This window comes from Methanocorpusculum sp. GPch4 (assembly GCF_012062385.1).
In the GTDB taxonomy this organism is placed as follows: Archaea; Halobacteriota; Methanomicrobia; order Methanomicrobiales; family Methanocorpusculaceae; genus Methanocorpusculum; species Methanocorpusculum parvum.
The window spans coordinates 147824-167879 of the sequence record NZ_SIJA01000014.1; the positions used below are offsets into that span (position 1 = coordinate 147824).

At 51.0% G+C, this 20056-nt stretch carries 18 protein-coding genes; 13 read left to right on the forward strand and 5 right to left on the reverse strand.

Going from position 1 to position 20056, the window contains the following annotated elements; genetic code table 11:
* Positions 1 to 37: 37 nt before the first annotated feature.
* Complete coding sequence (locus tag EYA77_RS01505) at positions 38 to 499, forward strand: helix-turn-helix domain-containing protein (protein WP_245241096.1); 462 nt, start codon at positions 38 to 40, stop codon at positions 497 to 499.
* Between the two features lie 5 nt (positions 500 to 504).
* Here the strand turns inward: EYA77_RS01505 and EYA77_RS01510 are convergent, their stop codons facing one another.
* Genes EYA77_RS01510 through EYA77_RS01520 form a run of 3 tightly spaced genes read right to left on the reverse strand, consistent with a single transcriptional unit; the run spans position 505 to position 5220 of the window.
* The gene (locus tag EYA77_RS01510) at positions 505 to 2442 is read right to left on the reverse strand and encodes a tubulin/FtsZ family protein (protein WP_167815642.1); all 1938 of its coding nucleotides are present in this window, start codon (positions 2440 to 2442) and stop codon (positions 505 to 507) included.
* A gap of 51 nt (positions 2443 to 2493) precedes the next feature.
* Entirely contained in the window at positions 2494 to 3669 is a 1176-nt protein-coding gene (locus EYA77_RS01515) for a hypothetical protein (RefSeq protein ID WP_095641632.1), read from the reverse strand.
* Positions 3670 to 3702: 33 nt separating this feature from the next.
* Positions 3703 to 5220 (reverse strand): AMP phosphorylase, encoded by a 1518-nt coding sequence (locus EYA77_RS01520; protein WP_167815643.1) that lies wholly within the window; start codon positions 5218 to 5220, stop codon positions 3703 to 3705.
* A 265-nt stretch (positions 5221 to 5485) separates the two neighbouring features.
* On the opposite strand from EYA77_RS01520, the gene EYA77_RS01525 reads away from it, so the two are divergent.
* Positions 5486 to 6796, forward strand: coding sequence for an RNA-binding domain-containing protein (locus EYA77_RS01525; protein ID WP_280841926.1), 1311 nt, complete (start codon positions 5486 to 5488; stop codon positions 6794 to 6796).
* A gap of 794 nt (positions 6797 to 7590) precedes the next feature.
* Here the strand turns inward: EYA77_RS01525 and EYA77_RS01530 are convergent.
* Positions 7591 to 9819 carry a PGF-CTERM sorting domain-containing protein gene (locus EYA77_RS01530; RefSeq protein WP_167815644.1) on the reverse strand — a complete coding sequence of 743 codons (2229 nt, stop codon included), beginning with the start codon at positions 9817 to 9819 and terminating at the stop codon, positions 7591 to 7593.
* Between the two features lie 583 nt (positions 9820 to 10402).
* Between EYA77_RS01530 and EYA77_RS01535 the strand changes: the two genes are divergently transcribed.
* The 11 genes from EYA77_RS01535 to EYA77_RS01585 all read left to right on the forward strand — a co-directional run bounded on the left by EYA77_RS01535 (position 10403) and on the right by EYA77_RS01585 (position 19094).
* Entirely contained in the window at positions 10403 to 10762 is a 360-nt protein-coding gene (locus EYA77_RS01535) for a hypothetical protein (RefSeq protein WP_209314972.1), read from the forward strand.
* Positions 10763 to 11143: 381 nt separating this feature from the next.
* Entirely contained in the window at positions 11144 to 12154 is a 1011-nt protein-coding gene (locus EYA77_RS01540; RefSeq protein ID WP_042696767.1) for an adenylosuccinate synthetase, read from the forward strand.
* A gap of 3 nt (positions 12155 to 12157) precedes the next feature.
* Complete coding sequence (locus EYA77_RS01545) at positions 12158 to 12337, forward strand: methytransferase partner Trm112 (protein WP_042696769.1); 180 nt, start codon at positions 12158 to 12160, stop codon at positions 12335 to 12337.
* A 6-nt stretch (positions 12338 to 12343) separates the two neighbouring features.
* The gene (locus tag EYA77_RS01550) at positions 12344 to 12898 is read left to right on the forward strand and encodes a hypothetical protein (RefSeq protein WP_052319895.1); all 555 of its coding nucleotides are present in this window, start codon (positions 12344 to 12346) and stop codon (positions 12896 to 12898) included.
* A complete protein-coding gene (cbiB, locus tag EYA77_RS01555; RefSeq protein WP_167815646.1) occupies positions 12880 to 13797 on the forward strand; it encodes an adenosylcobinamide-phosphate synthase CbiB in 918 nt (305 codons plus the stop codon). The genes EYA77_RS01550 and cbiB overlap by 19 nt, the downstream gene beginning before the upstream one ends.
* A 34-nt stretch (positions 13798 to 13831) precedes the next feature.
* Complete coding sequence (locus EYA77_RS01560) at positions 13832 to 14209, forward strand: hypothetical protein (RefSeq protein WP_167815647.1); 378 nt, start codon at positions 13832 to 13834, stop codon at positions 14207 to 14209.
* On the forward strand, positions 14210 to 15415 hold the full coding sequence (locus tag EYA77_RS01565) for an HD domain-containing protein (protein ID WP_042696775.1): 1206 nt from the start codon (positions 14210 to 14212) through the stop codon (positions 15413 to 15415).
* A 2-nt stretch (positions 15416 to 15417) separates the two neighbouring features.
* Complete coding sequence (locus EYA77_RS01570; RefSeq protein ID WP_167815648.1) at positions 15418 to 15960, forward strand: UbiX family flavin prenyltransferase; 543 nt, start codon at positions 15418 to 15420, stop codon at positions 15958 to 15960.
* Positions 15960 to 17198, forward strand: a complete 1239-nt coding sequence (locus EYA77_RS01575) for a UbiD family decarboxylase (protein WP_167815649.1) — start codon at positions 15960 to 15962, stop codon at positions 17196 to 17198. Before EYA77_RS01570 ends, EYA77_RS01575 begins: the two co-directional genes overlap by 1 nt.
* 18 nt (positions 17199 to 17216) lie before the next feature.
* Positions 17217 to 18401, forward strand: coding sequence for an aconitase X catalytic domain-containing protein (locus tag EYA77_RS01580; RefSeq protein ID WP_167815650.1), 1185 nt, complete (start codon positions 17217 to 17219; stop codon positions 18399 to 18401).
* On the forward strand, positions 18402 to 19094 hold the full coding sequence (locus tag EYA77_RS01585; RefSeq protein ID WP_167815651.1) for a site-2 protease family protein: 693 nt from the start codon (positions 18402 to 18404) through the stop codon (positions 19092 to 19094). It begins immediately after the preceding gene.
* On the opposite strand, the gene EYA77_RS01590 is transcribed toward EYA77_RS01585, so the two are convergent.
* On the reverse strand, positions 19091 to 20050 hold the full coding sequence (locus tag EYA77_RS01590) for a biotin--[acetyl-CoA-carboxylase] ligase (protein ID WP_167815652.1): 960 nt from the start codon (positions 20048 to 20050) through the stop codon (positions 19091 to 19093). The two genes, EYA77_RS01585 and EYA77_RS01590, sit on opposite strands and share 4 nt — an antisense overlap.
* Positions 20051 to 20056 lie beyond the last annotated feature (6 nt).

Here is a 20056-nt window from a genome sequence, read left to right on the forward strand (position 1 = left end):
AAAGCATCTGGACACCGGGGTTTCTTTTGGAAACTTAGTGTTACTTTTATTACAGGGCGGATCGTATCATGAACACATGGAGAAGCTGGAAAAATCTGATCACACGACCGTATGTTTTTGCCCGATGCATGGAATACTTGACACGATCAGTAAAAAATGGGCACTCATGATCATCGCAGTGATAGGAAACTCAGGGTGTGCAGGATTTAATGAGCTGAAGCGCGAACTGGGCAACGTCAGTTCAAAAACCCTTTCGGTGACCCTGAGAGACCTGGAAGAAAGAAACCTGATCGACCGCAGAATATTGGACACCAGCCCCCCGGCCGTCAGATATTATCTGACCGTCACGGGATGGGAGCTGCGCGAACTTCTGATCCCGCTTCTTACATGGGTGATCAAAAACGGCGGACATGCGGAAGAAGGATGTCCGATCCACATCCACATGGAACCTAAATCCGCTGAACAGAAAAAAGCAGAAGGATTTGTTCTGGAAGAGTGAAAAGATCAGATCTGCTTTTTTTTCTTTGCTTCCACTTTTCCGTCGATGTTTTTTGGAAGAGGGATCGAGGTCACGCGGATCGGCTGGTCGACATCTTTTGCGACCCTGGTCTTTGACATTTTAATATCTGCAGAGTCATCCTTTGCCCGTTTGGAACTTCCGGCCTTTACCGATCCGACGGTGTCATTAGGGCGTGTGTATGATGACATCCGGATCTGTTCGTCCGCTTCCTTCGGGCGCCGGGTATCAGCCATCCGGATCTGCCCGTCAGTCTCCTTCGGGCGCTGCTGAGAAGCCATTTTCATTACCGAACCTTCCAGAACTCCTGATGACGATCTTTCAGATCTTTTCGCCGGTCCGGCCGCAGAAATTTTTCCGCCGTCATACGTCTCCCGGGGTTTGTCATTACCGCCGACATTTGCCTTGCCTGAAAGAACGCCGTCCTCCTTCTTGTCACGTTTCGGAAGAGGGATGCTGGTATCGATCTTTTGTGTTTTTTTCGCAGCGCCGACAGCGATCTGCGGATCCTTTTTCTTTGGAGATTGTTTTTTGGGAGGGGCCGCTGCCGGAGTTTTTGCCCGGATGATCACCGGCTCGATCTCAAAAAGATCGTCCTCCTGGTCGGGTGTAGATTCTACTGCGATGCGTTCTTCAAAAATATCCTCGTCTGCATATTCCATAAAATCACCATGTTCCCCATATCCGTCCGATCCCTGCGGCAGTTGTCCAAGATCGACCAGGTCATCTTCGAAGATGACCTCGTCCTTTGCCATTGCCAGAAGAGGGATATCGGATGTTTCGATCTCTTCACAACCATAGACTTTGTTCTGCTCTGCTTGATAGACCATCCGTATCTCATCAAGTTCGGCGACCCGGGGAACATTTTGTATGCCGGCAAGAACGATGATGACACCAACAAATTTCGTGGATTTGACCGGATAGTCGCCGGCACGCATCTCAAGCCCGCGAATGCTGCGGTCGATCCATTTTCGCACGGTCTGGAATCCTTTCATAGAGAGTTCCTTTGAGGGGCCGGAGATGAGGATCAGAGCTTTTTCTGCCGAGGTGAGATCGCAGGGGACCGAGACCTCCTCATACACCGCTTTTTTTGCAAGTTCCACGATACGGGAGGTCCGAAGATGGCCTTCATTGAGGAGATACTCCTCGACTCTCAGTCGTTTCATGAAACTCGACCAGGCGGTCGGCAGTTTTTCCACCGCATAGCCGATGGATACCAGATCCATGCCGGTGAGAGTGTTCAGGATCTCTCCGGCATCCAAAACGACTTCGGCAGACTCAACGCCTCTGAGGCCGAACTCGCCTGCACGAAGAAGCAGGCCAACTCTGGCAGCAAGATCCTCATTCAGCCGGGCGTAGAGCTGTTCGATCGTTGGTTTCGAAGCTGCCGGATCCTTTTCCGCAGCGAGGGAGATGTCCTGGGTGATCTTGGTATACCAGGTTTCGTTGTCGAAGAGCAGAGAAGCGCTCGTAACTTTCCGGATGGCGGCGAGCGTCTCGGAGGCATGGGCGGAGACTTTGATCCCTTCGTTTCTTCCAGGAAGGGTCAGAATCGTAAAAACCGGATCGGGAAATGCAGCGCTGAGCTGGTTGACAAAATCCGGCACAAGCTCGGCCATTCTGCCGCCAAGTCCGGCACATACAAAAATCGCGTCGACTTCGTCGACTCCCGCATCCTGAAAACAGCTGGCGAGATGCCCGGTGTCAAAATCAGAACCGCGATCGTACACTTCTTTCACCGGGTCGATGGGCGTTAATACGGTCCGGTTGGCTGCCGGGATCCCGGTGAGCCGGTTGATGAGATCGCGATCCGAGTCAAAGGCATATGAGCGGACGCTTTTCACGCCGCTTTTGGCATCCTGACGTGCCAACGTCTCAACGATCCGGCATCCCGCACCTCCGACTCCTATTAGTAACGCCCGCATCTGTATGTTTGTATTATTCCCCTTGCAAAGATATAATGTTTATAGAAAATATCACAGTGAATCCTTTCTGCCTGATGCAGGCGAACGGGATTTTCCGGATTTTTTTGTCCGGTGTCTTTTTCCGGCGGTAACGAGGATCAGGAGAAGGATCACAATGATGATGCCAAGAGCAGCAATGCCGATGAACGTGGTCGGCAGATTCTCCGATAAGGTGAGGGTGACTTTGTTGTCCGTATCGGCACGGACAAGGTAGGTGAGATCGGTTCCGGTGTATCCTTCGGCAGACGCGGAAAGCACAAGCGTTGTTCCGGGTTTGATGTTGGATGTGTAGGTTCCGTTGAGGGAGGTGAGGCCGGCTGCAGTTTTGTCGAAGTAGACGATCGCCCCGGAAACCGGTTTTTCATGAGCAGTCACCAGAATCGTGAGAGGAACAACGGCGTAGGCAAGTTCGATGATGATATCGGGATCGGCAGAGGTGAGATAAAGCGCCTGTTCGTTTGATACGTATCCCTCTTTTTCAATAGTCAGCGTATAGTTTCCTGATGTGCAGGTTGGAAGCTGAGCACGCCCGTAGGAGTCCGAGTAAGCGGCGATCTTTTTATTGAGATAGACGGCGGCTCCAGAGACGGGAAGCTTCGCTTCATTGTAGATAAGGATCAGCGGCGTTAACCGGGAGGTGGTGAGAGGTATCGTCAGAGAGGTCTGGTCTGTGCCGATGTACTGTGATGAACTGTAGGGATCATACGATCCGGCAGTGACTTCGATCAGGTGATACGACCCTTTTTCGATGCCGACGTGCAGAAGTCCGGCGCTGTTGGTTGTGCCTGACGCTTTTCCGTCTATGTTTATTACCGCTCCGGCGACCGCTGCGCCGTTTTCATCGGTGATCTTGATGGAGACGGGTGTTTCCGAGACGAGATAGACGGACTCGCTTCTCGGCATTGTACTGATGGTGATGGTTTTCGTCTGGGAGATGTAGCCTGATTTGATAACTGAGAGGGTGTAGACCCCGCCGTATTCAACTTCGGAGAAGTGGGCGGCTCCGTTGACATTTGTGTAGAGGGTGTTGGTGACCGTTCCTTTTGTAATGACGACGTGTGCTCCGCTGACCGGGTCGTAGTTTGCATTGTTGTCAAACACATTTACCGTTAAGGTAGTGGAGACGGCGGAGACGGGACCGCATAAAAAAAGAAGGAGGAGAAGTACTGCAAGGATACGCTTTATCATTATATTCATCTTTTGCGGTCAACTCCTATTAGTTCATCGGTTGCTCGAGATGCGTTCGAGAAGCATGCCTTCGACAAGGACGGGGTAGGTGGTTCTTGCTTCTTCGACGGCCCGGGTAAGACGCCAGCCGCGTTCGGCGTAGATGGTGAGGAGAGGTTCGCCGCGTTTGACATATTCCCCGGGTTTTTTGTGGAGATGGAGACCGGCGCCGTGATCTACCGGGGATCCGGCTGTCCGGGCAATGCTGATGAGGGCCTGGTTTTTGATGGAGACCACGTAGCCGTCTGAAGCTGCAGGTACAACAAAGGTGTGTTCACCGACGGGGAAGTCGGTCGATTTGACTTTGGGGTCGCCGCCCTGGATGTCGATGATGTCGAGCATTTTTTTGAGGGCTTTTCCTTTTTTGATCTGGTCGTAGGCAGCGTCCGAGCCGGTTCCTGAGCCGGATTTGCCGGTCATTTCGAGCGCGATGCCGGCTATGGCGACGCTTTTCTGGACAAGGGAGTTGGCGCCCCGTTTTCCTTCGAGGATGCTGAGAGCTTCGGAGACTTCGAGGTTGACGCCGATGTTTCTGCCGATGGGAGAGCCGCCGAAGGTGACGGCGCATTCCACTCTGATCCCGAGACGGTTTCCGAGGGTGATGAGTTCGTTTGCAAGTATGCGGCCTTCTGCTTCGTCAGGGATTTTTGTGCCGGGACCGATCGGGATGTCGATTACGCAGGTGTCGGATCCGACGGCAAGTTTTTTTGCCATGATGCTTGCAAGCATCTGACCCCTTGCGTCGATTTTGAGCGGATATTCGTAGGTGACGATCATGTCGTCGGCAGGAGCAATGTTGGTTGATCCGCCCCAGACGATGACGCCGCCGGCTTTTTCGGTCATTGTTTTGATTTCAGATGCCGAAAAAGCGACTGGAGCGAGGGCTTCCATGAGGTCAGCGGTCCCGCCGGCTCCAGTGATGGCACGTGAGCTGGTTTTGGGGATGAGGAGGCCGGCTGAGGCGATGATGGGGACAACAAGGAGGGTGATTTTGTTTCCGGGAACGCCGCCGATGGAGTGTTTGTCGACGACGGGTTTTTTCGAGAAGGTGATCTGTTCGCCTGAGGCGACCATCTCACGGGTGAGGAATTCGACTTCGTCCATGTCAAGGCCGTTGATGTAGGCGGCGGTGATGTAGGCAGTGATCTCGGATGGAGAGAGTACGTTGGATGACATGTCGGAGATGATGGCGGCCGTTTCTTCGCGGGTGAATTTGCCTCCGTCCATTTTTTTGCGGATGAAGGCGATGGAGGAGGGACGGGAGGCCGCACGGATCTCAATTTCATCCCCTTTTTCTCCGTCGAGTGCGTTGTTGGTTCCGAGAGATACGGTGGCAGTTCCCTGACTCGTGAGTGTTTTTGTGATAGAGACGGGGGCGGCAATAGTGTGTTTGGATTTTATGCGGGTGATGGTGACCCGGTCTCCTTCCAGAACACCGATATGTCTGGCGTCGGTGTCGTTGAGAAGGATGACGGGAGTTGATATGTCGATGATATCAAGGATGAGATTCATGATGATTCTCTTTTGGTTGGGAAAGGATAAGGATTTTTGTGTTACGGGGGACCCCGAAGGGGTGCCCTCAGTCGAGCAAGTTACGGAGGGAGCAAAAGCGAGCGACGATGACTTGCGAGTGCGGGGCGCTGAAAGCGGCCGACCTTAACCGAGCAAATCTTTGATTTGCGAATGTGGACGGCTCCCTGGTTTTTTTCGCTGATTTGAAGATTCTGGAGGGTGTAGTCTTAGAGAATAAGAGATATTATCGCCCTATAAATCCAATATAACTGAATATAAACGTGAACTCCCCACATCAATCGAGAAAATGGAAAAGGATGTCGTCGCTTTCTTAAATAGCGAGGGAGGGACGGTCTATTTTGGAATAGACGACAACGGAGATATCCTTCATATTCCAGATATTGATGATTTGCAGTTAAAATTGAAAGATAGGATTAAAAATAACATCTCTCAACCTGCATTAGACTACTGTAAGATAACAATTGAAATACGCGACTCACACTATATCGTTGTTCTGACTATTCAGGCAGGATGGGAAAAGCCATTTTATCTGAAGAAATACGGGATGACACCGAAAGGCTGTTTCAAACGTGCCGGTAGCGCATCAGAACCAATGAGCGCGGGAGAGATTGAGGGCATATTTGCCAAACGGGTGAGGAACAGCCTAAAAAATATTCCATCACCACGTCAGGACTTGACATTTCGTCAATTGAATATATATTATGATGGAAAAGGCAAAGTTCTCAATGACTATTTTCTGCTCAATCTTAAATTACTTACTGATGACGGGAAACTTAACTACGCAGCTTATCTTCTGGCTGATGAAAATGATAATTCAGTTAAGTTTGCGAAATATGCAGACGATACTCGTGCTGATTTGATTTCAAATGAGGAATACGGATGCTGCTGTCTTGTAAAAATATTCGAACGTATAAGCGATCGTCTGATTGCTGAGAATACAACCTTCACAAAAATAACTATGAAACGCAGGCTCTCACGCAAATTGATTGATACGGCGGCCCTGCGCGAAGCTGTCCTTAATGCCTTGCTGCACAATGATTATGCTAATTTCTCTTATCCAAAAATAGAGTTCTTCGCTAACCGTGTTGAAATTACTTCGATGGGAGGGTTGCCCTATGGTCTATCTGAAGAAGCGTTCTTTTCAGGAGCGTCTAATCCGCGCAATCAGGAACTTATGAGAGTTTTTCGTGATTTGGGGGTCGTGGAGGAGCTCGGATCTGGTGTTCCGCGTATCCTGAAGGCTTATGGTAAAGAGGTGTTTCAAATCAACGAATCATTTATCCGAGTCACCCTTCCATTTACAAAAGATTTTGAGGCAGCTATTTTAAAGGAGAGTCCGGAGAAAGTTCCCCATAGTTGTTTAAATCTTGGGATTAATGAAAAAAAGATTCTTGCGTTAATTTCAGGAAATCCAAACATTACAGCTCAGGAATTATCTCGTGACATCGGGATTTCAGAGAGAAGTGTGCGATATATCCTTGCAAATTTGAAACAGAAGAATATTATTCATAGAAAAGGCTCTGATAGAACTGGCTCGTGGGAAATACTGAACTGACTGTCATGTTTTGCAGGGTAACTGCAGGGTAACTGCAGGGTAACTGCAGGGTAATTGCAGAATCTGATGTGTCTCCACCATTCAGCATGTATCGATATACGTTCACAGCAATACAACCGCACGGATGATTAGTTGTATTTTTCGTGTTTTTGTACTAACATGAAATAGGGAACTGGGATGAATACAGGAGATAAAACGCGAATTTACGCGATTGAAATACTGAACAGGATATGTTGTTTTCAGGTGTAATTTCATCCGCTATAGGTGGCCATAGGTCATAGATCATAGATCAGTAATGCCGGAAACATGCAGGTGTGAGCTCCTCTTTTTTGTTTTCGATTATTGTATTTTTAATAGGAGTTACGCGGTGTGATCTCAACCGAAAAAACTGACGTACTTCTGAGATGTGCTTCGTTTTCGTGTAAGGCAATAGTGGGGTGTATGAGATAAAAGAACCGCGAATCTCGTGTGCCCATACCCAGACATACTTTTGACGAATTGGATTGAGGATAACACCGCATAAGCCCTATTCAAATAGGAGTTCCCCAGTGTTGATGCTGATTCAATAGGGGAAAGAGGCGATAAGGTGTGGAACATGAGAATATCCTCCGTGTAAATCAGATGAATCTGATCTTGCTGAGTAATGCCTAGAGTGAGAAGCAGCCACATCAAGGAAAATATACCCGCATATCCAGAATACAAAATCTGCAAAAAAGCCTTTTTGGAAAATTTGGGGATTTGTGCCCCGTGTGGGACACAAATCTGTCTTAGCCGTTAAAATTCTTCAGAAGAATTTAATCGCGGCGGAGGACGAGGACTGCGACAGCGCCAAGGCCGGCGAGTGCAAGGAATGCACCAAAGCCGGGGGTCGTGGTCGGGGTTGCAGTTGCGGTTGCAGTTGCGGTTGCAGTTGCAGTTGCAGTTGTAGTTGCAGTTGCGGTTGGGGCTGCCTCAAGAACCTTGAAGGTTGTAGAGGTAGTCTGACCAGCCATGAGTGCCTGAATAGTGTATGAGTCAACATTTAATCCGGTAGTGTCGAAGGTGACTTCCCAGGTGTTGACACCGTCTGCGCCCTTAACGACCTTAGTAGTAAGGCTGATGAAGGAGGCGGAGTTTACACTGCTCTTGTCAATTGCAGTGAATGCAGTTGAGAGAACATCAACAGTTACAGTTTCGCCTGCTTTGACATTGGTGGTACCTGATACCTTAAGAGCGGAGCCCTTGGTAACATCGGAAACCGGGTTCATGGTCAGGGTCTTCTGAGCAACGATGAAAGTAAGTTTCACGTAGATATCATCGATGTTCTGCGTGTCAAGTGCCTGGCACAGTGCTTCTGCAGCATTTGCGCTCTGGCGATCTAACGTGTTGAACAGTAAGACATCCCCGACACCGGTACCAGTTGGCGTTGCCCTCGAGTTCTGGTAGAGATTGTAGTTTCCATCAGCTGGAAGTGTACCTGCAACAATTATCGGTGCAATGTTGAACCAGGTGTCATACATCGGGTGCTGGACAACAACGAAGTACTGTCCTGCATCAAGAGCTGTGGTTGCGATTTCTACTTCATAGGAAGCATCATCTTCAACGGTGATAGGTCCAGTAGAGAAGTAGTTTGTACCAAAGACGTAGTACATAAGACCGGCGCCTGCAGCTTCTGCAGTTCCGGTGATCTTGATTTTATCACCCTGTGCAACAACGGAAGATTCTGCAGTTGCAGTAAGGAACGGCTGTTTCAGCGGAAGTGATACAGTTGCTGCATCCACATCATTCATAAACTCAGGTACATCTGATGAAATAGGTGTTGAAGATGCGTAGACAGTATAGGTTCCTGCATCGAATCCAACTGGGAGAGTGATCTTCTTTTCCCAGGTATCATCGGATTTAACAGTCACAAAATCAGCACCGCCAAGGACATTGAGATATCCGCCGGCAGGGTTAAAGGGAATTAAACCTGGGTTAGCTGCACCAAGGCTGGCTATTTTCTTGTTGGTTCCCTTAATGTAAAGGTAGACCTGGTTACCACCAGTGGAGGTTCCTGAGAGAGTGATCTCATCTCCAACATAGTAGGCATCCTTACCTGCGGTGAGAGTTACCTTTCCTTCCTCAACAGTTACTTTTGCTTTTGCAGTTGTAGCTGTAGTGGGGAATGCACCAGTGAATGTGTATGTCTTAATGTCTGATCCAGCAGTGTCGATCTGAACGGTGCGGACACCGTTGTTGTCAAGAGCTACGGTAAATGTAGTAACAATACCTGCAGCTGCAGTTACGCCGGACTGACCGGGGTGGACAGTAATACCATTTCCGCCAGTGACGGTTACGGTTACGGTTTCAGCAGGGGTGCCTTTGAACGTTAACAGTGTTGATTCACCAAGAACGATTTTTTCCTTCGAAGCAGTGATCGATGCGGCCACTGTTTCGCCATACTTGAATGAAACAACGTTGGACTTCTTGTATGTGCTGGATGCATAAATGGACATGCCAGTGATCTCAGCAGCGACCTTCCAAGTACCGGTTTCTGAACCAGTTGGGTTTATAATGGTTATGCCTGTAGCAGGGATGGTTGCACCTGTGTATGTACCAAACGTATTTGTTGATCCGCCTGCCGGAGTGGTGAATGTGAATTGGTACCCATAAGGACCTCCAACGATGTTACTTGCAACGGAAAAGTCAAGAACCTGACCGAGAAGCACATTTTTATCAGCTACGGAAGTACCGGTTGTCGTAAGATAGACATTTAAGGTTGTCTTCGGGTAGAAAATCTGATATGTGTTACCAGTGCCTGGAGATGCGATTTCTGCTGCATTTTTATAGGTACCCTCATGAGTTCCTACAACATCGGCAGTAATTCTGCCTGCGAAGATAGTGTTCAGAACAGTACCGCTTCCATCGGTAAGAAAGATGGTCTCAAGAGCATCTTGTGCACCATCTACAGGTGCAGTGTAAGCTACTGCAGCACCTGCTCCGGCAAAGAGTGCCAGTGCAAGGAACACTGCAAGGACTGCTCCCATAATTTTAGTTGTTTTCATGTAATCAATTCCTCCTAATTTAGGATTGTAAATTTTTCTTTGCATGTTTGACATGCGATACGTGATATTCGACATGCGTCGAATAAGCATTCTGCAAGGGTCATACTCCGACGAGCGGAATATGCTTTGATATTTGATTATGTAATATAATAGACTTTGTGGTCATGGGCCCCATTCTAAGGCGAATGCGGCGATACGCTCAACCAAAAGAGCGGACACGCACACTGATGAACACAGCATTCCGGCGAAGAAACCGCCGGGAGTGGTTTCGACAAACGACGGATTTGTGTTCGCGGAGATACGTCATTTGCATAAATATGAGCGGGAGTGCACTATATTATATTAATGAGGGGGCGTTGGCATGGGATGGTTGGGGGGAAGGATTTTCACCCCGCATTCACAAGTCTATCGACTTGTTCAGCTGAGGCCGCATTTTTCAAATGCGGTCCGCCCCGAAAAATAGATGGTGAGAAAATCTATTATCTCACACTCCCCACTATTGTATACCATGCAGGCAGCGGAAAGGAAACCTGACCGGGCAACAATACCAGTATCTCAGAATGTGAAGAAGCGGGTTTTGTCTTTGAAGAGAGGGAACCAGACCTATGATGATGTTTTGATACGGATGCTTGACACGATCGCGGTTGGTGAGAAGGAGAGGGAACAGGGGGTCGTATTTCTGTATGAAGTTCCGATACTTGATGAGATAAAGAAACTCAAAAATCCCATTCCGCTAAAGATCGTGATCGATGAAAACAATTCATTGATACTTGTGAACAATGGGTATTCGATTCTTGTTGTCTGCAGTAATCTGGTAGAAGGACTGCAGGAAGCGGCGCTGCAGTTTGCAGACGACTTCATGAATTATACCGATAATTCTCTCCCCATGACACAGGATGCACGGGAACTGGGAGAGAAACTTCGGGGATCTGTCTGGTTGTGATCGGCGGGTCGGACGCGGAAAGCGGACGACCTTAGCGGAGCAAATCTTTGATTTGCGACCAGACCCAACGAGCGAGAGTGAGGATAAGCAAATCCGCTTCTGGGATCCAGAAGGGCTCATATTCGCGCCGAGTCAAGCGAACAAAGCGAGTCGGAGAGCAAATCTCTGATTTGCGGCTCGCGGTTGGTTTTTCTCATGTTTCCACCCCTGCGGATCCCTTCCTGAATTGGATTGACACTAACACCGCGTAACTCCTATTTTATGTGATTTTGTGAGTGGACAAAGGCAGAAAGGATTTTTCCACCGCGCAAGCACGAATCTTCGGCTTGGCCGCAAGGCAAAGACCTTATCACCAACTGCATCCAATAATATTCGATAACCATGCCAAGTACGATCATAGTCGGCGGCTTTTTTGGCGACGAAGGGAAAGGGAAGATCGTCGCCCACATTGCACAAAAAGACCAAGCAACCATCATTGCCCGCGGCGGAGTCGGACCCAACGCAGGCCACACCATAAACGTACTGAACGAAAAATACGTTGTCCGCATGATCCCGTCAGGATTCCTCTATCCCAAAGCGGAACTCATGATCGGCAGCGGAGTGCTCGTTGACCCGAGAGTATTTGCTCACGAACTTGACATCCTCAAATGCGCCGGCAGAACCAGAATCGACAGCCGCTGCGGGATCATCGAAGAAGAGCACATCCTTATGGACAAAAAAGATCCGCATCTTGCAAAAACAGTCGGATCCACCGGCTCCGGATGCGGACCCGCAAACTCAGACCGCGTCATGAGAAAAGGCCGTCTTGCAAGAGACGTTCCCGAACTCGCACCCTACATAACCGATGTTGCCCAAAACGTGAACGACGCCATCGAAAAAGGTGAATCCGTTCTCATCGAAGGAACACAGGGTTTCGGCATCTCCCTCTACTACGGAAACTACCCCTTTGTCACCAGCAAAGACACCTCAGCTTCCCAGATGGCTGCTGACGTCGGTGTCGGACCGACCAACATCGACGACGTCGTCGTTGTCTTCAAAGCATTCCCGACACGAGTCGGCGAAGGACCCTTCCCAACCGAACTCACCCACGACGAATCCATCGCCCTCGGAATACAGGAATTTGGCGCCGTCACCCGCAGAGAGCGCCGTATCGGCATGTGGGACGGCAAAATGGCCCGCTACTCCGCAATGATCAACGGCTGCACCACGATCGCCATAACCGGAGTCGACCACATCGACGAAACCGTCTTTGGGGCGACCGATTACGCAAAACTCACTCCCAAAGTACTTGCGTTCATCGATCAAATCGAAGCCGACACAGGAAAACCCGTCGGGATCATCTCCACCGGACCTGACCAGTCACACATCATCGACATCAGATCAGAGCTGTAATACATGAAACGCCGGATACTTGACATCATCTGCTGCCCCGCGTGCAAGGGAAAGTTTATGCTTACAGAGATGGAGGGTAATGATACAGAAATACTGGAAGGACTCTTAACCTGTACTGCATGTAAACGGGTCTATCCGATCTCATCAGGGATCGCAAACCTCCTTCCCGAAGATCAGAGGTAACCAAAAATGCCAATTGTTGAAGTCCAGCTGAATCGTCTCGGAATAAACTCACTCGAAGTCCTGGCCGACTCCGTAGAAGTCAGTGCAGGCACATCCCTCCACGTAAGGGTCGTAAACTTCGGCGCCCCCACACACGCGACGCTTCGGACCGAAGGATCGGCATACACCAGTTTCACCTACGAAAACCTCTACGTCGAAGCCGAATCCGAGATAAAAATCGACATCCTCCCATCAGCAAACCCCGGCAGTTTCGAGATACAGGTCATCTCCGGATACGGCATGCGGCGGTCCGGCTTCACCGTCAACGTCATCCTCCCCGAACTTGAAGAAAAAACAGAACCCGTCTGCCCCGAACCCACACAAAAGCCGCCCCGGAGAGCTCCTCTGACCACGGCGGGCCTTGGCGTGATCCTCATCAACCTCATCGCCCCGATCCTCGGCTTCATCGTTCTCATCTTCTGGATACAGGCACCCGCGGCGGTCAACACCACCGTCATGGCAGTGATCCTCTACATCATCATGCTTGCCGGGATCATCATTACATGGCGATCGGTGCAGTAATACTTTTTTTCGGACTGGTCATCGACCGTCTGATCGGTGATCCGCGTTCCAATGTTCATCCGGTAGCTCTGATCGGTAGATTCATCGATCTTTGGGGACGCACGAACTTTTATTCCCCGCGGACCGAACGGTTCATCGGGATCGTCGGCTGGATCCTCACCGTCGGGATCGCGATCCTTCCCTGTCTTCTCGTCCTCCTCTACGCTCCGTGGTATATTTCCCTCCCGTTCTCCGCCATCGTCCTTGCATTCTGCATCGGATGGCGCTCACTCGAAGAGCATGTAAAAGCAGTCGAAACTGCTCTCGAACAGGGTGAGGAAGAGGGAAGAAAAGCGGTCCGGTATCTCGTCAGCCGGGACACAAAGACCCTCTCCTTCGAACAGATCAGATCAGGCGCCTACGAATCCGCTGCGGAAAACCTGGTCGACAGTATCATCGCCCCGATCTTCTGGTTCGTGGTCTTTGAACTTCTCTTCGGCATGGGGATCATCGGAGCTGTACTGTTTCGATCGGCCAACACCATGGATGCGATGCTCGGCTACAAAGATGAAAGGATCCGTCTTGGCTGGTTCCCTGCCAGAATGGATGACATCCTCGCCTTCATCCCTGCAAGGATCACCGGAGCAGTCCTCCTCCTCATCTTCCTTTTGAAAGGAAGGATCAAACAGGCATGGTATATCTTCAAACACGACCGGAAACTACGGCCGGGATTCAACGGCGGTATTCCCATGAGTCTGATCGCCGGCGGCTGCGGAGTAATGTTTGAAAAATCCGGTGTCTATCAGATCGGCTATCCCGAACAGACACTCGCCGAGGGAGGGAAGATGATCATCAGGACGATTCAATGGTGTACGGTCATCTGTGCCGCGATCGGCATGCTCCTTCTTATTTTCATATAAAAATTCATTACCTTCCACCCCGAATACTCTACTCATGGAGACATATCTGAAAATACCAGCGGTCATTTTTGCAGTCTGCATGATATCTACAGGGGTCGCCCTCGGTTTTGCAGGATTCGGGAATACAAACGCCTTTGAGCGGCAGGCATCCACCCTGGAAGAGTGGTTCGGCGTAGAACTCCTCACCGTTACGGCAGCCGACGGAACAGAGATCCCTGTCATCAAAACTGAAGACGGTGACTACATCGGCGCCGCTTCGCTGATCGGGGTCTACTACGGAGATGCAAAATATGCTGTCATCTATACGATAGAAGACGGCAGGATCATCAAAGAACATACATCCGTCATCACATTCAGCGACGGCGGAAAGGATCCTGCCGATCTGAAAAACAAACTGGGAATAGCGGAATAAATGCCGAAACAGATCAAAGACCCGGTCCACGGATATATCGAGGTCCCAACACCTCTAGTCCCGCTTCTCGATACGGAAGCGGTCCAGCGGCTCAGATACATCAAACAGCTCGGCTTCGTCTATCTCGTCTATCCCGGAGCAAACCACACCCGGTTCGAACACTCACTCGGGGCGATGCATCTCGCCTCGCTCCTGGCCAGACAGCTGGACCTTTCGGAAGAGGACATGCTCCTCGTCTGCACGGCAGCTCTCCTCCATGACATCGGCCACGGACCATTCTCCCATGCAAGTGAAAGACTCCGCAGAGAGTACGGGCCCTTCTCCCACGACGAGATATACACCCTGCTCGCCGACCCGGATATCGCCGGCATTCTGAAAGAAAACGGGACAAAACCACAAGAGATCGCAGACATCGTGGCCGGGAATCATCGTCTCGCCGACATAATACACGGTGACCTCGACGTTGACAGGATGGACTATCTTCTGCGCGATGCTCACTACACCGGCGTTCCGTACGGAAATCCGGACGCCGGAAGGCTCATACAATCCCTTGTTCTGACAAAAGACGGGCTTGCCGTCAAAGAATCCGGCATTGCGGCCGCCGAATCCCTCCTTATTGCCAGAACACTCATGGGACCTTCGGTCTATTATCATCATGTCGGAAGGATCGCAGAAGAGATGTTTCTGCTTGCCGGAAGAAGTCATTTTGCCGACAGCTCCCCCGACTCCTTCATGAGAATGGACGATATTGCTGGAACGACCCTTCTTATGAACTCGCCTTCGGCCATATCCCGCGAGATGATGCACAGAATAAGAAAAAGAGATCTCTACAAACGGGCGGTCTACACCGGGAGGGAACAGCTGGACATGGACCGGCTCTCTTCACTCAGACCGGAAGAAAAGAACCGGATGAGGCGGGCGATCGCCGAGACTGCCGGACTGCCTGAAGAAAAGATCATCCTCGACATCCCGCCGATTCGAAAAGAGATGCGGATGAGGGTCCAGGTACAAAACAGGCATGATCTGGTCGCCTTCGAAGAGATCATCCCCCTGCTGTCGATGATGAATGCCACACGACAGGGTCAGTGGAGGCTTGGGGTCTATGCTCCGGCAGACGTCCTTGACAAAGCAGGCGATGCGGCACGGGAAGTTCTTTCTCTGCGCCGGGCAACAAAACAAGATAAACTCCCAGGTACTATAGTATAGATATGAAGAGGATCGTTGTCGGAGTGACCGGGGCCTCCGGGATACTGTATGCAAAACGGCTGCTTGAAGCACTCGCCAGTGCAGAAGCCGAAGTTTTTCTCATCATCTCGGATACAGCCCGGACCGTCGCCAGACTCGAAGAGGTCGATCTCTCCGGATACCCGGTACACTACGAGGAGAACTGTGATCTGGAAGCGGGGGTCGCCAGCGGATCGTTCAGGTTCGATGCAATGGTGATCGTCCCCTGCAGTATGAAGAGCCTTGCCCAGATCGCAAACGGATACTCAACAACATTGATTGCGAGAGCCGCCGATGTCTGTCTCAAGGAAAGGAGACCGCTTATCCTTGTTCCGCGGGAGACCCCGTACTCGCGGGTCCATCTCGTCAACATGCTCGCGGCCCATGATGCCGGGGCCCTGATCCTGCCGGCTTCACCCCCGCTCTACACGCAGCCGAAAACGCTCGACGAGCTTGCAGATATGATCGCCGCACGGATCCTCGATCACCTCGGGATCGAACATACCATTGGAACACGGTGGAAATAATGAGAACTTTTATTCAGCAGATGAAATCGGCAGGTCTTGTCGAAGAGATCACTGATCCGGTATCTTCCGTATACGAAGCCCCGAAGCTTGCCTTCCGGACACATAAGATGCTGGAGTTTACGAATATGGATGGTCACCGATGTGTGATGAACACCATCTTCGACCGGGAATCACTTTCGGTCGCTCTGGGCATCCCAAAGGAAAGACTCGTAAAAACACTCGCCGCCTGCACCTACGCAGGAAAAACCCGGGATGCAGGAACTCTCCAGTTTGAAAAGGCAAATCTTGCAAAGATCCCGATCATGAAACATTTCCCAAAGGATGCCGGAAAATATCTGACCTCGGGGATCGTGTTTTCAGAATGGAACGGGGTCACCAACGCCTCGATCCACCGCCTGCAGGTGATGGATGACACGCATCTCATCGGAAGGATCGTTGAAGGGCGGCACACCTACAAACTGATGAAGCAGGCATTTGCCGAAGGAAAAAAACTTCCGATCGCAATCGTGATCGGACCCCATCCCGCCGTGACCTTTGCCGCATCCACCCGCGTTCCCGAGGGAAAAGAGATGCAGTACGCGGCCGAGATCCTTGGAAAAGAGCTGGATCTTTTCACCTGCCCGAACGGGATCAAAGTGCCCGACGCGGAGATCGTTCTTTACGGCTATCTGACCGAAGAACTCCATGAAGAGGGGCCGTTCGTTGACATAAGCGGGACCTACGATCCCGTTAGGATGCAGCCCGTGCTTGAGATCGTCGGCATGCACACAAAACCCGATTTCATCTACCACGGGATCGTTCCCGCCGGCGCTGAACACAAAATGCTCATGGGAGCTCCCTACGAACCACGGATCTATCAGGCGGTCGCGGGAGTAACGAACGTAAAAGACGTCTACTTAACACCCGGAGGAGCAGGATATTTCCATGCGGTCGTTCAGATCAAAAAGATGACCGACGGAGACGGCAAAAATGCCATCATGGCAGCGTTTGCCGCCCACACCTCGCTCAAACATGTCGTCATCGTCGATGAAGACATCGATATCTACGACCCCTCGGACGTGGAGTTCGCTATCGCAACACGCGTCCGGGCAGACACGGATGTCATGATTATTTCTGGTGTCAGGGGATCGTCCCTCGACCCCTGCAGGATAGGAGACGGCATGAATGTAAAAGCCGGCGTGGATGCGACCATTCCTCTTGGTCAAGAAGATGAATTTATCCGTGCTGAATGGGATTGAATACTAAGGAAGTGAAAAATGGAACTAGACAAATATGATCAGGCGCTGCTGAACGGAGAATACGGCGAAACCAAACAGAAAATGATGGAGATCCTCCTCGCCCTTGGAAAGATCTACGAGGCGGAGAAGTTCATCGAAGTAAAAAGTGTTCAGGTCTCCGGAGCGTCCTTCAAAACCATCGGGGATGCGGGACTCTCCTGGCTCAATACCCTCTCGGGAAAAGCCGTCGTCCCGTCATTTCTGAACCCGATCGGCATGCCGCGTGACGAGTGGCAGAACCTTGGGATCCCGGACGATTTCGCGAAAAAACAGCTGGAAGTAAACGCCGCATATGCACGACTCGGCATCCGTCTGACCTGCACCTGCACACCGTACTACTTCAACATCATCGAAAGAGGCGACCACCTCGCATGGTCGGAGTCCTCGGCGGTCAGCTACGTGAACTCTGTTCTCGGGGCACGGACCAACCGGGAAGGCGGTCCCTCAGCCCTCGCAGCCGCCCTTACAGGAAAGACACCTTACTACGGTCTTCACATCGTGAAAAATCGTGTTCCCCAGATCGATTTCCACATCGACGACCCGGCGGCGACGAAATCATGGACGAACGCCCATTACGGGGCTCTTGGGATCATCGCCGGAGCGATCTCCGGAAACCGGATCCCGTTTTTCACCGATATTCGTCCCAACCGTGACATGCTCAAAAGTCTTGGGGCCGCCATGGCCGCAAGCGGGGCAGTTGCCTTGTATCACGTAAACGAGATCACGCCGGAGACCCGCTTCCCCTTCTTCAAAAAACACATCGAAGAGGATGACCGCGAGGTCGTCGAGATCGAAGTTGCCGAGATCGAAGAACTGTTCGGCAGTCTTGAGGCGGATGTCATAGCTCTCGGATGTCCTCACCTATCCGAAGAAGAATTAGAAGAGCTGGCCTCCCTCCTGGAAAGCAGACGGGTCGTCATGCCGTTCTACATCTTTGCTGCAGAAGAATTGAGAGCAAAACACCCGGATCTCTGTAATAAGATCCTCAGCAGCGGGGCAAAAATCGTTCCCGACACCTGTATGGTCGTCTCGCCGCTGATGGACAAAGCCGGAGTTGTCATGACAAACTCCGGAAAAGCATTCACGTACCTTCCGGGAATGTGCAAAGCGACGCCGCTTTTAGGCACTCTCGAGGAATGTGTCCGTGCAGGATGTGGTGAATAAATGAGTCTCCTTGATAAGATCTCACCGTTCGAAAGAAAAGATCTGCTGATCGCCTGGCTCGTCCTCGGCGTTGCCTTCACGTTAGGTATCAACGGCGGATTTGCACTGATCACCGAGTACCAGAAAATAACCGTTGAGGCGCTTCTGATAACCTTCCTCGTCGCTTTGATCGCGGTCGGTCTCTCCTTCGTTCTTCACGAACTTGCCCACAAATTCACCGCAATGAAGTTCGGCTACTGGGCGGAGTTTCGAAAAAGCACCCAGATGCTGATCATCGCGGTCGTCATCGCGGCGATCACGGGGATCGTATTTGCCGCTCCCGGAGCGACGATGATCAACACGGCAGGCCGTGAGATGACCAAAAAAGAGAACGGGCTCATCTCCATCGCCGGACCCCTGACAAATCTTGTCCTGATCATCCCGTTCCTCATCATCATGATCATCGGATTTATGATGACACCTTCGTCAGGGATGGTCCTCTTCACCCTGCCGGGATTCCTGTTCTATCTTGGAATGATCGGCTTCCAGGTGAATGCGATGCTCGCATTCTTCAACATGCTGCCGGTCGGGCCGCTTGACGGAAAAAAGATCATGAGATGGAACCCGGTCATCTTCGGCGTGGTTATCGCCGTATCGCTTGCCCTGCTGTATCTCGCGCTTATGCCGACAGTGATCCTGCAGTTCTTTGTCTAAATGCGAACACTGACCTCACCCGAGGTCAGTGTCCTGATTTTTCCGTCGGCTTCGACAACCAGCCCGCCTTTATCATCGATCTCGATCGCCTTTGCAGAGTGCCAGAGATTATTTTCAAGGAACATGATCTCTTTTCCAAGAATGAGCGACCGTGAGCGGTACTCCTCGATGAAGCTTTTCTCAGGAAGAGCGTCAAACATTTCTAAAAGGTGATTGATCAGGATCGCGGCGAACGCATTTCTCGTGAGCGGGAAATCCTCTGAAAACAGCGGGCCCGCGATATCCTTGAGATCCTCAGGGAACGCGGATGTTTTGAAGTTCACCCCGACCCCGACGATCACCGACTCGAGCATGCCCGATTCGATACTGCTGACGGCCTCGGTGCCGATCCCGCAGATCTTTTTTCCGTTCAGAAAAATATCATTGACCCATTTGATCTTCGGCTGAAGATCCGAAACCGATTCGATCGATCTGCAGACCGCAACGCCGGCCGCGGTCGTGATCATGACCGCGTCCGAAAAGGAGATGCCAAGCCGTGCAATGATACTCAGATAGATGCCGGTGCCTTTGGGAGAGTAAAAGGATTTTCCGTATCTGCCTCTGCCGGCGGTCTGCTCCTCTGCAAGGATCACCGTTCCGTGTTTCGCTCCGGCGGCGGCCAGAACTTTTGCGTCGATGTTCGTCGACTCGGTCGATGTTTTCACGATGACGACCGTGTCGCCATACTTCGGCAGAAGCCTGGACCGAATGCCTTCAGCTGAAAGAACATCCGCATTCTCCAGAAGATACCCCTTGTTGGACACGGCAGATATACAATAGCCTTCACTCTGCAGGGTGCGGACCGCTTTCCAGACCGCAGTTCTCGAAAGAGAAAGCTCGGCGGCGATCTGCTCACCCGACACATAGCTGCCGGGATTTTTTTCCAGGATGCCAAGCACCAGGGATTTTGTTGTCATTTTCTG

Coding starts and splice junctions, on each gene's coding strand:
- EYA77_RS01560 (WP_167815647.1), top strand. CDS start 13,832: ATGGAGACATATCTGAAAATACCAGCGGTCATTTTTGCAGTCTGCATG.
- EYA77_RS01550 (WP_052319895.1), top strand. CDS start 12,344: ATGCCAATTGTTGAAGTCCAGCTGAATCGTCTCGGAATAAACTCACTC.
- EYA77_RS01585 (WP_167815651.1), top strand. CDS start 18,402: ATGAGTCTCCTTGATAAGATCTCACCGTTCGAAAGAAAAGATCTGCTG.
- EYA77_RS01530 (WP_167815644.1), bottom strand. CDS start 9,819: ATGAAAACAACTAAAATTATGGGAGCAGTCCTTGCAGTGTTCCTTGCA.
- EYA77_RS01520 (WP_167815643.1), bottom strand. CDS start 5,220: ATGAATCTCATCCTTGATATCATCGACATATCAACTCCCGTCATCCTT.
- EYA77_RS01545 (WP_042696769.1), top strand. CDS start 12,158: ATGAAACGCCGGATACTTGACATCATCTGCTGCCCCGCGTGCAAGGGA.
- EYA77_RS01515 (WP_095641632.1), bottom strand. CDS start 3,669: ATGATAAAGCGTATCCTTGCAGTACTTCTCCTCCTTCTTTTTTTATGC.
- EYA77_RS01580 (WP_167815650.1), top strand. CDS start 17,217: ATGGAACTAGACAAATATGATCAGGCGCTGCTGAACGGAGAATACGGC.
- EYA77_RS01590 (WP_167815652.1), bottom strand. CDS start 20,050: ATGACAACAAAATCCCTGGTGCTTGGCATCCTGGAAAAAAATCCCGGC.
- EYA77_RS01575 (WP_167815649.1), top strand. CDS start 15,960: ATGAGAACTTTTATTCAGCAGATGAAATCGGCAGGTCTTGTCGAAGAG.
- EYA77_RS01540 (WP_042696767.1), top strand. CDS start 11,144: ATGCCAAGTACGATCATAGTCGGCGGCTTTTTTGGCGACGAAGGGAAA.
- EYA77_RS01510 (WP_167815642.1), bottom strand. CDS start 2,442: ATGCGGGCGTTACTAATAGGAGTCGGAGGTGCGGGATGCCGGATCGTT.
- EYA77_RS01565 (WP_042696775.1), top strand. CDS start 14,210: ATGCCGAAACAGATCAAAGACCCGGTCCACGGATATATCGAGGTCCCA.
- EYA77_RS01570 (WP_167815648.1), top strand. CDS start 15,418: ATGAAGAGGATCGTTGTCGGAGTGACCGGGGCCTCCGGGATACTGTAT.
- cbiB (WP_167815646.1), top strand. CDS start 12,880: ATGGCGATCGGTGCAGTAATACTTTTTTTCGGACTGGTCATCGACCGT.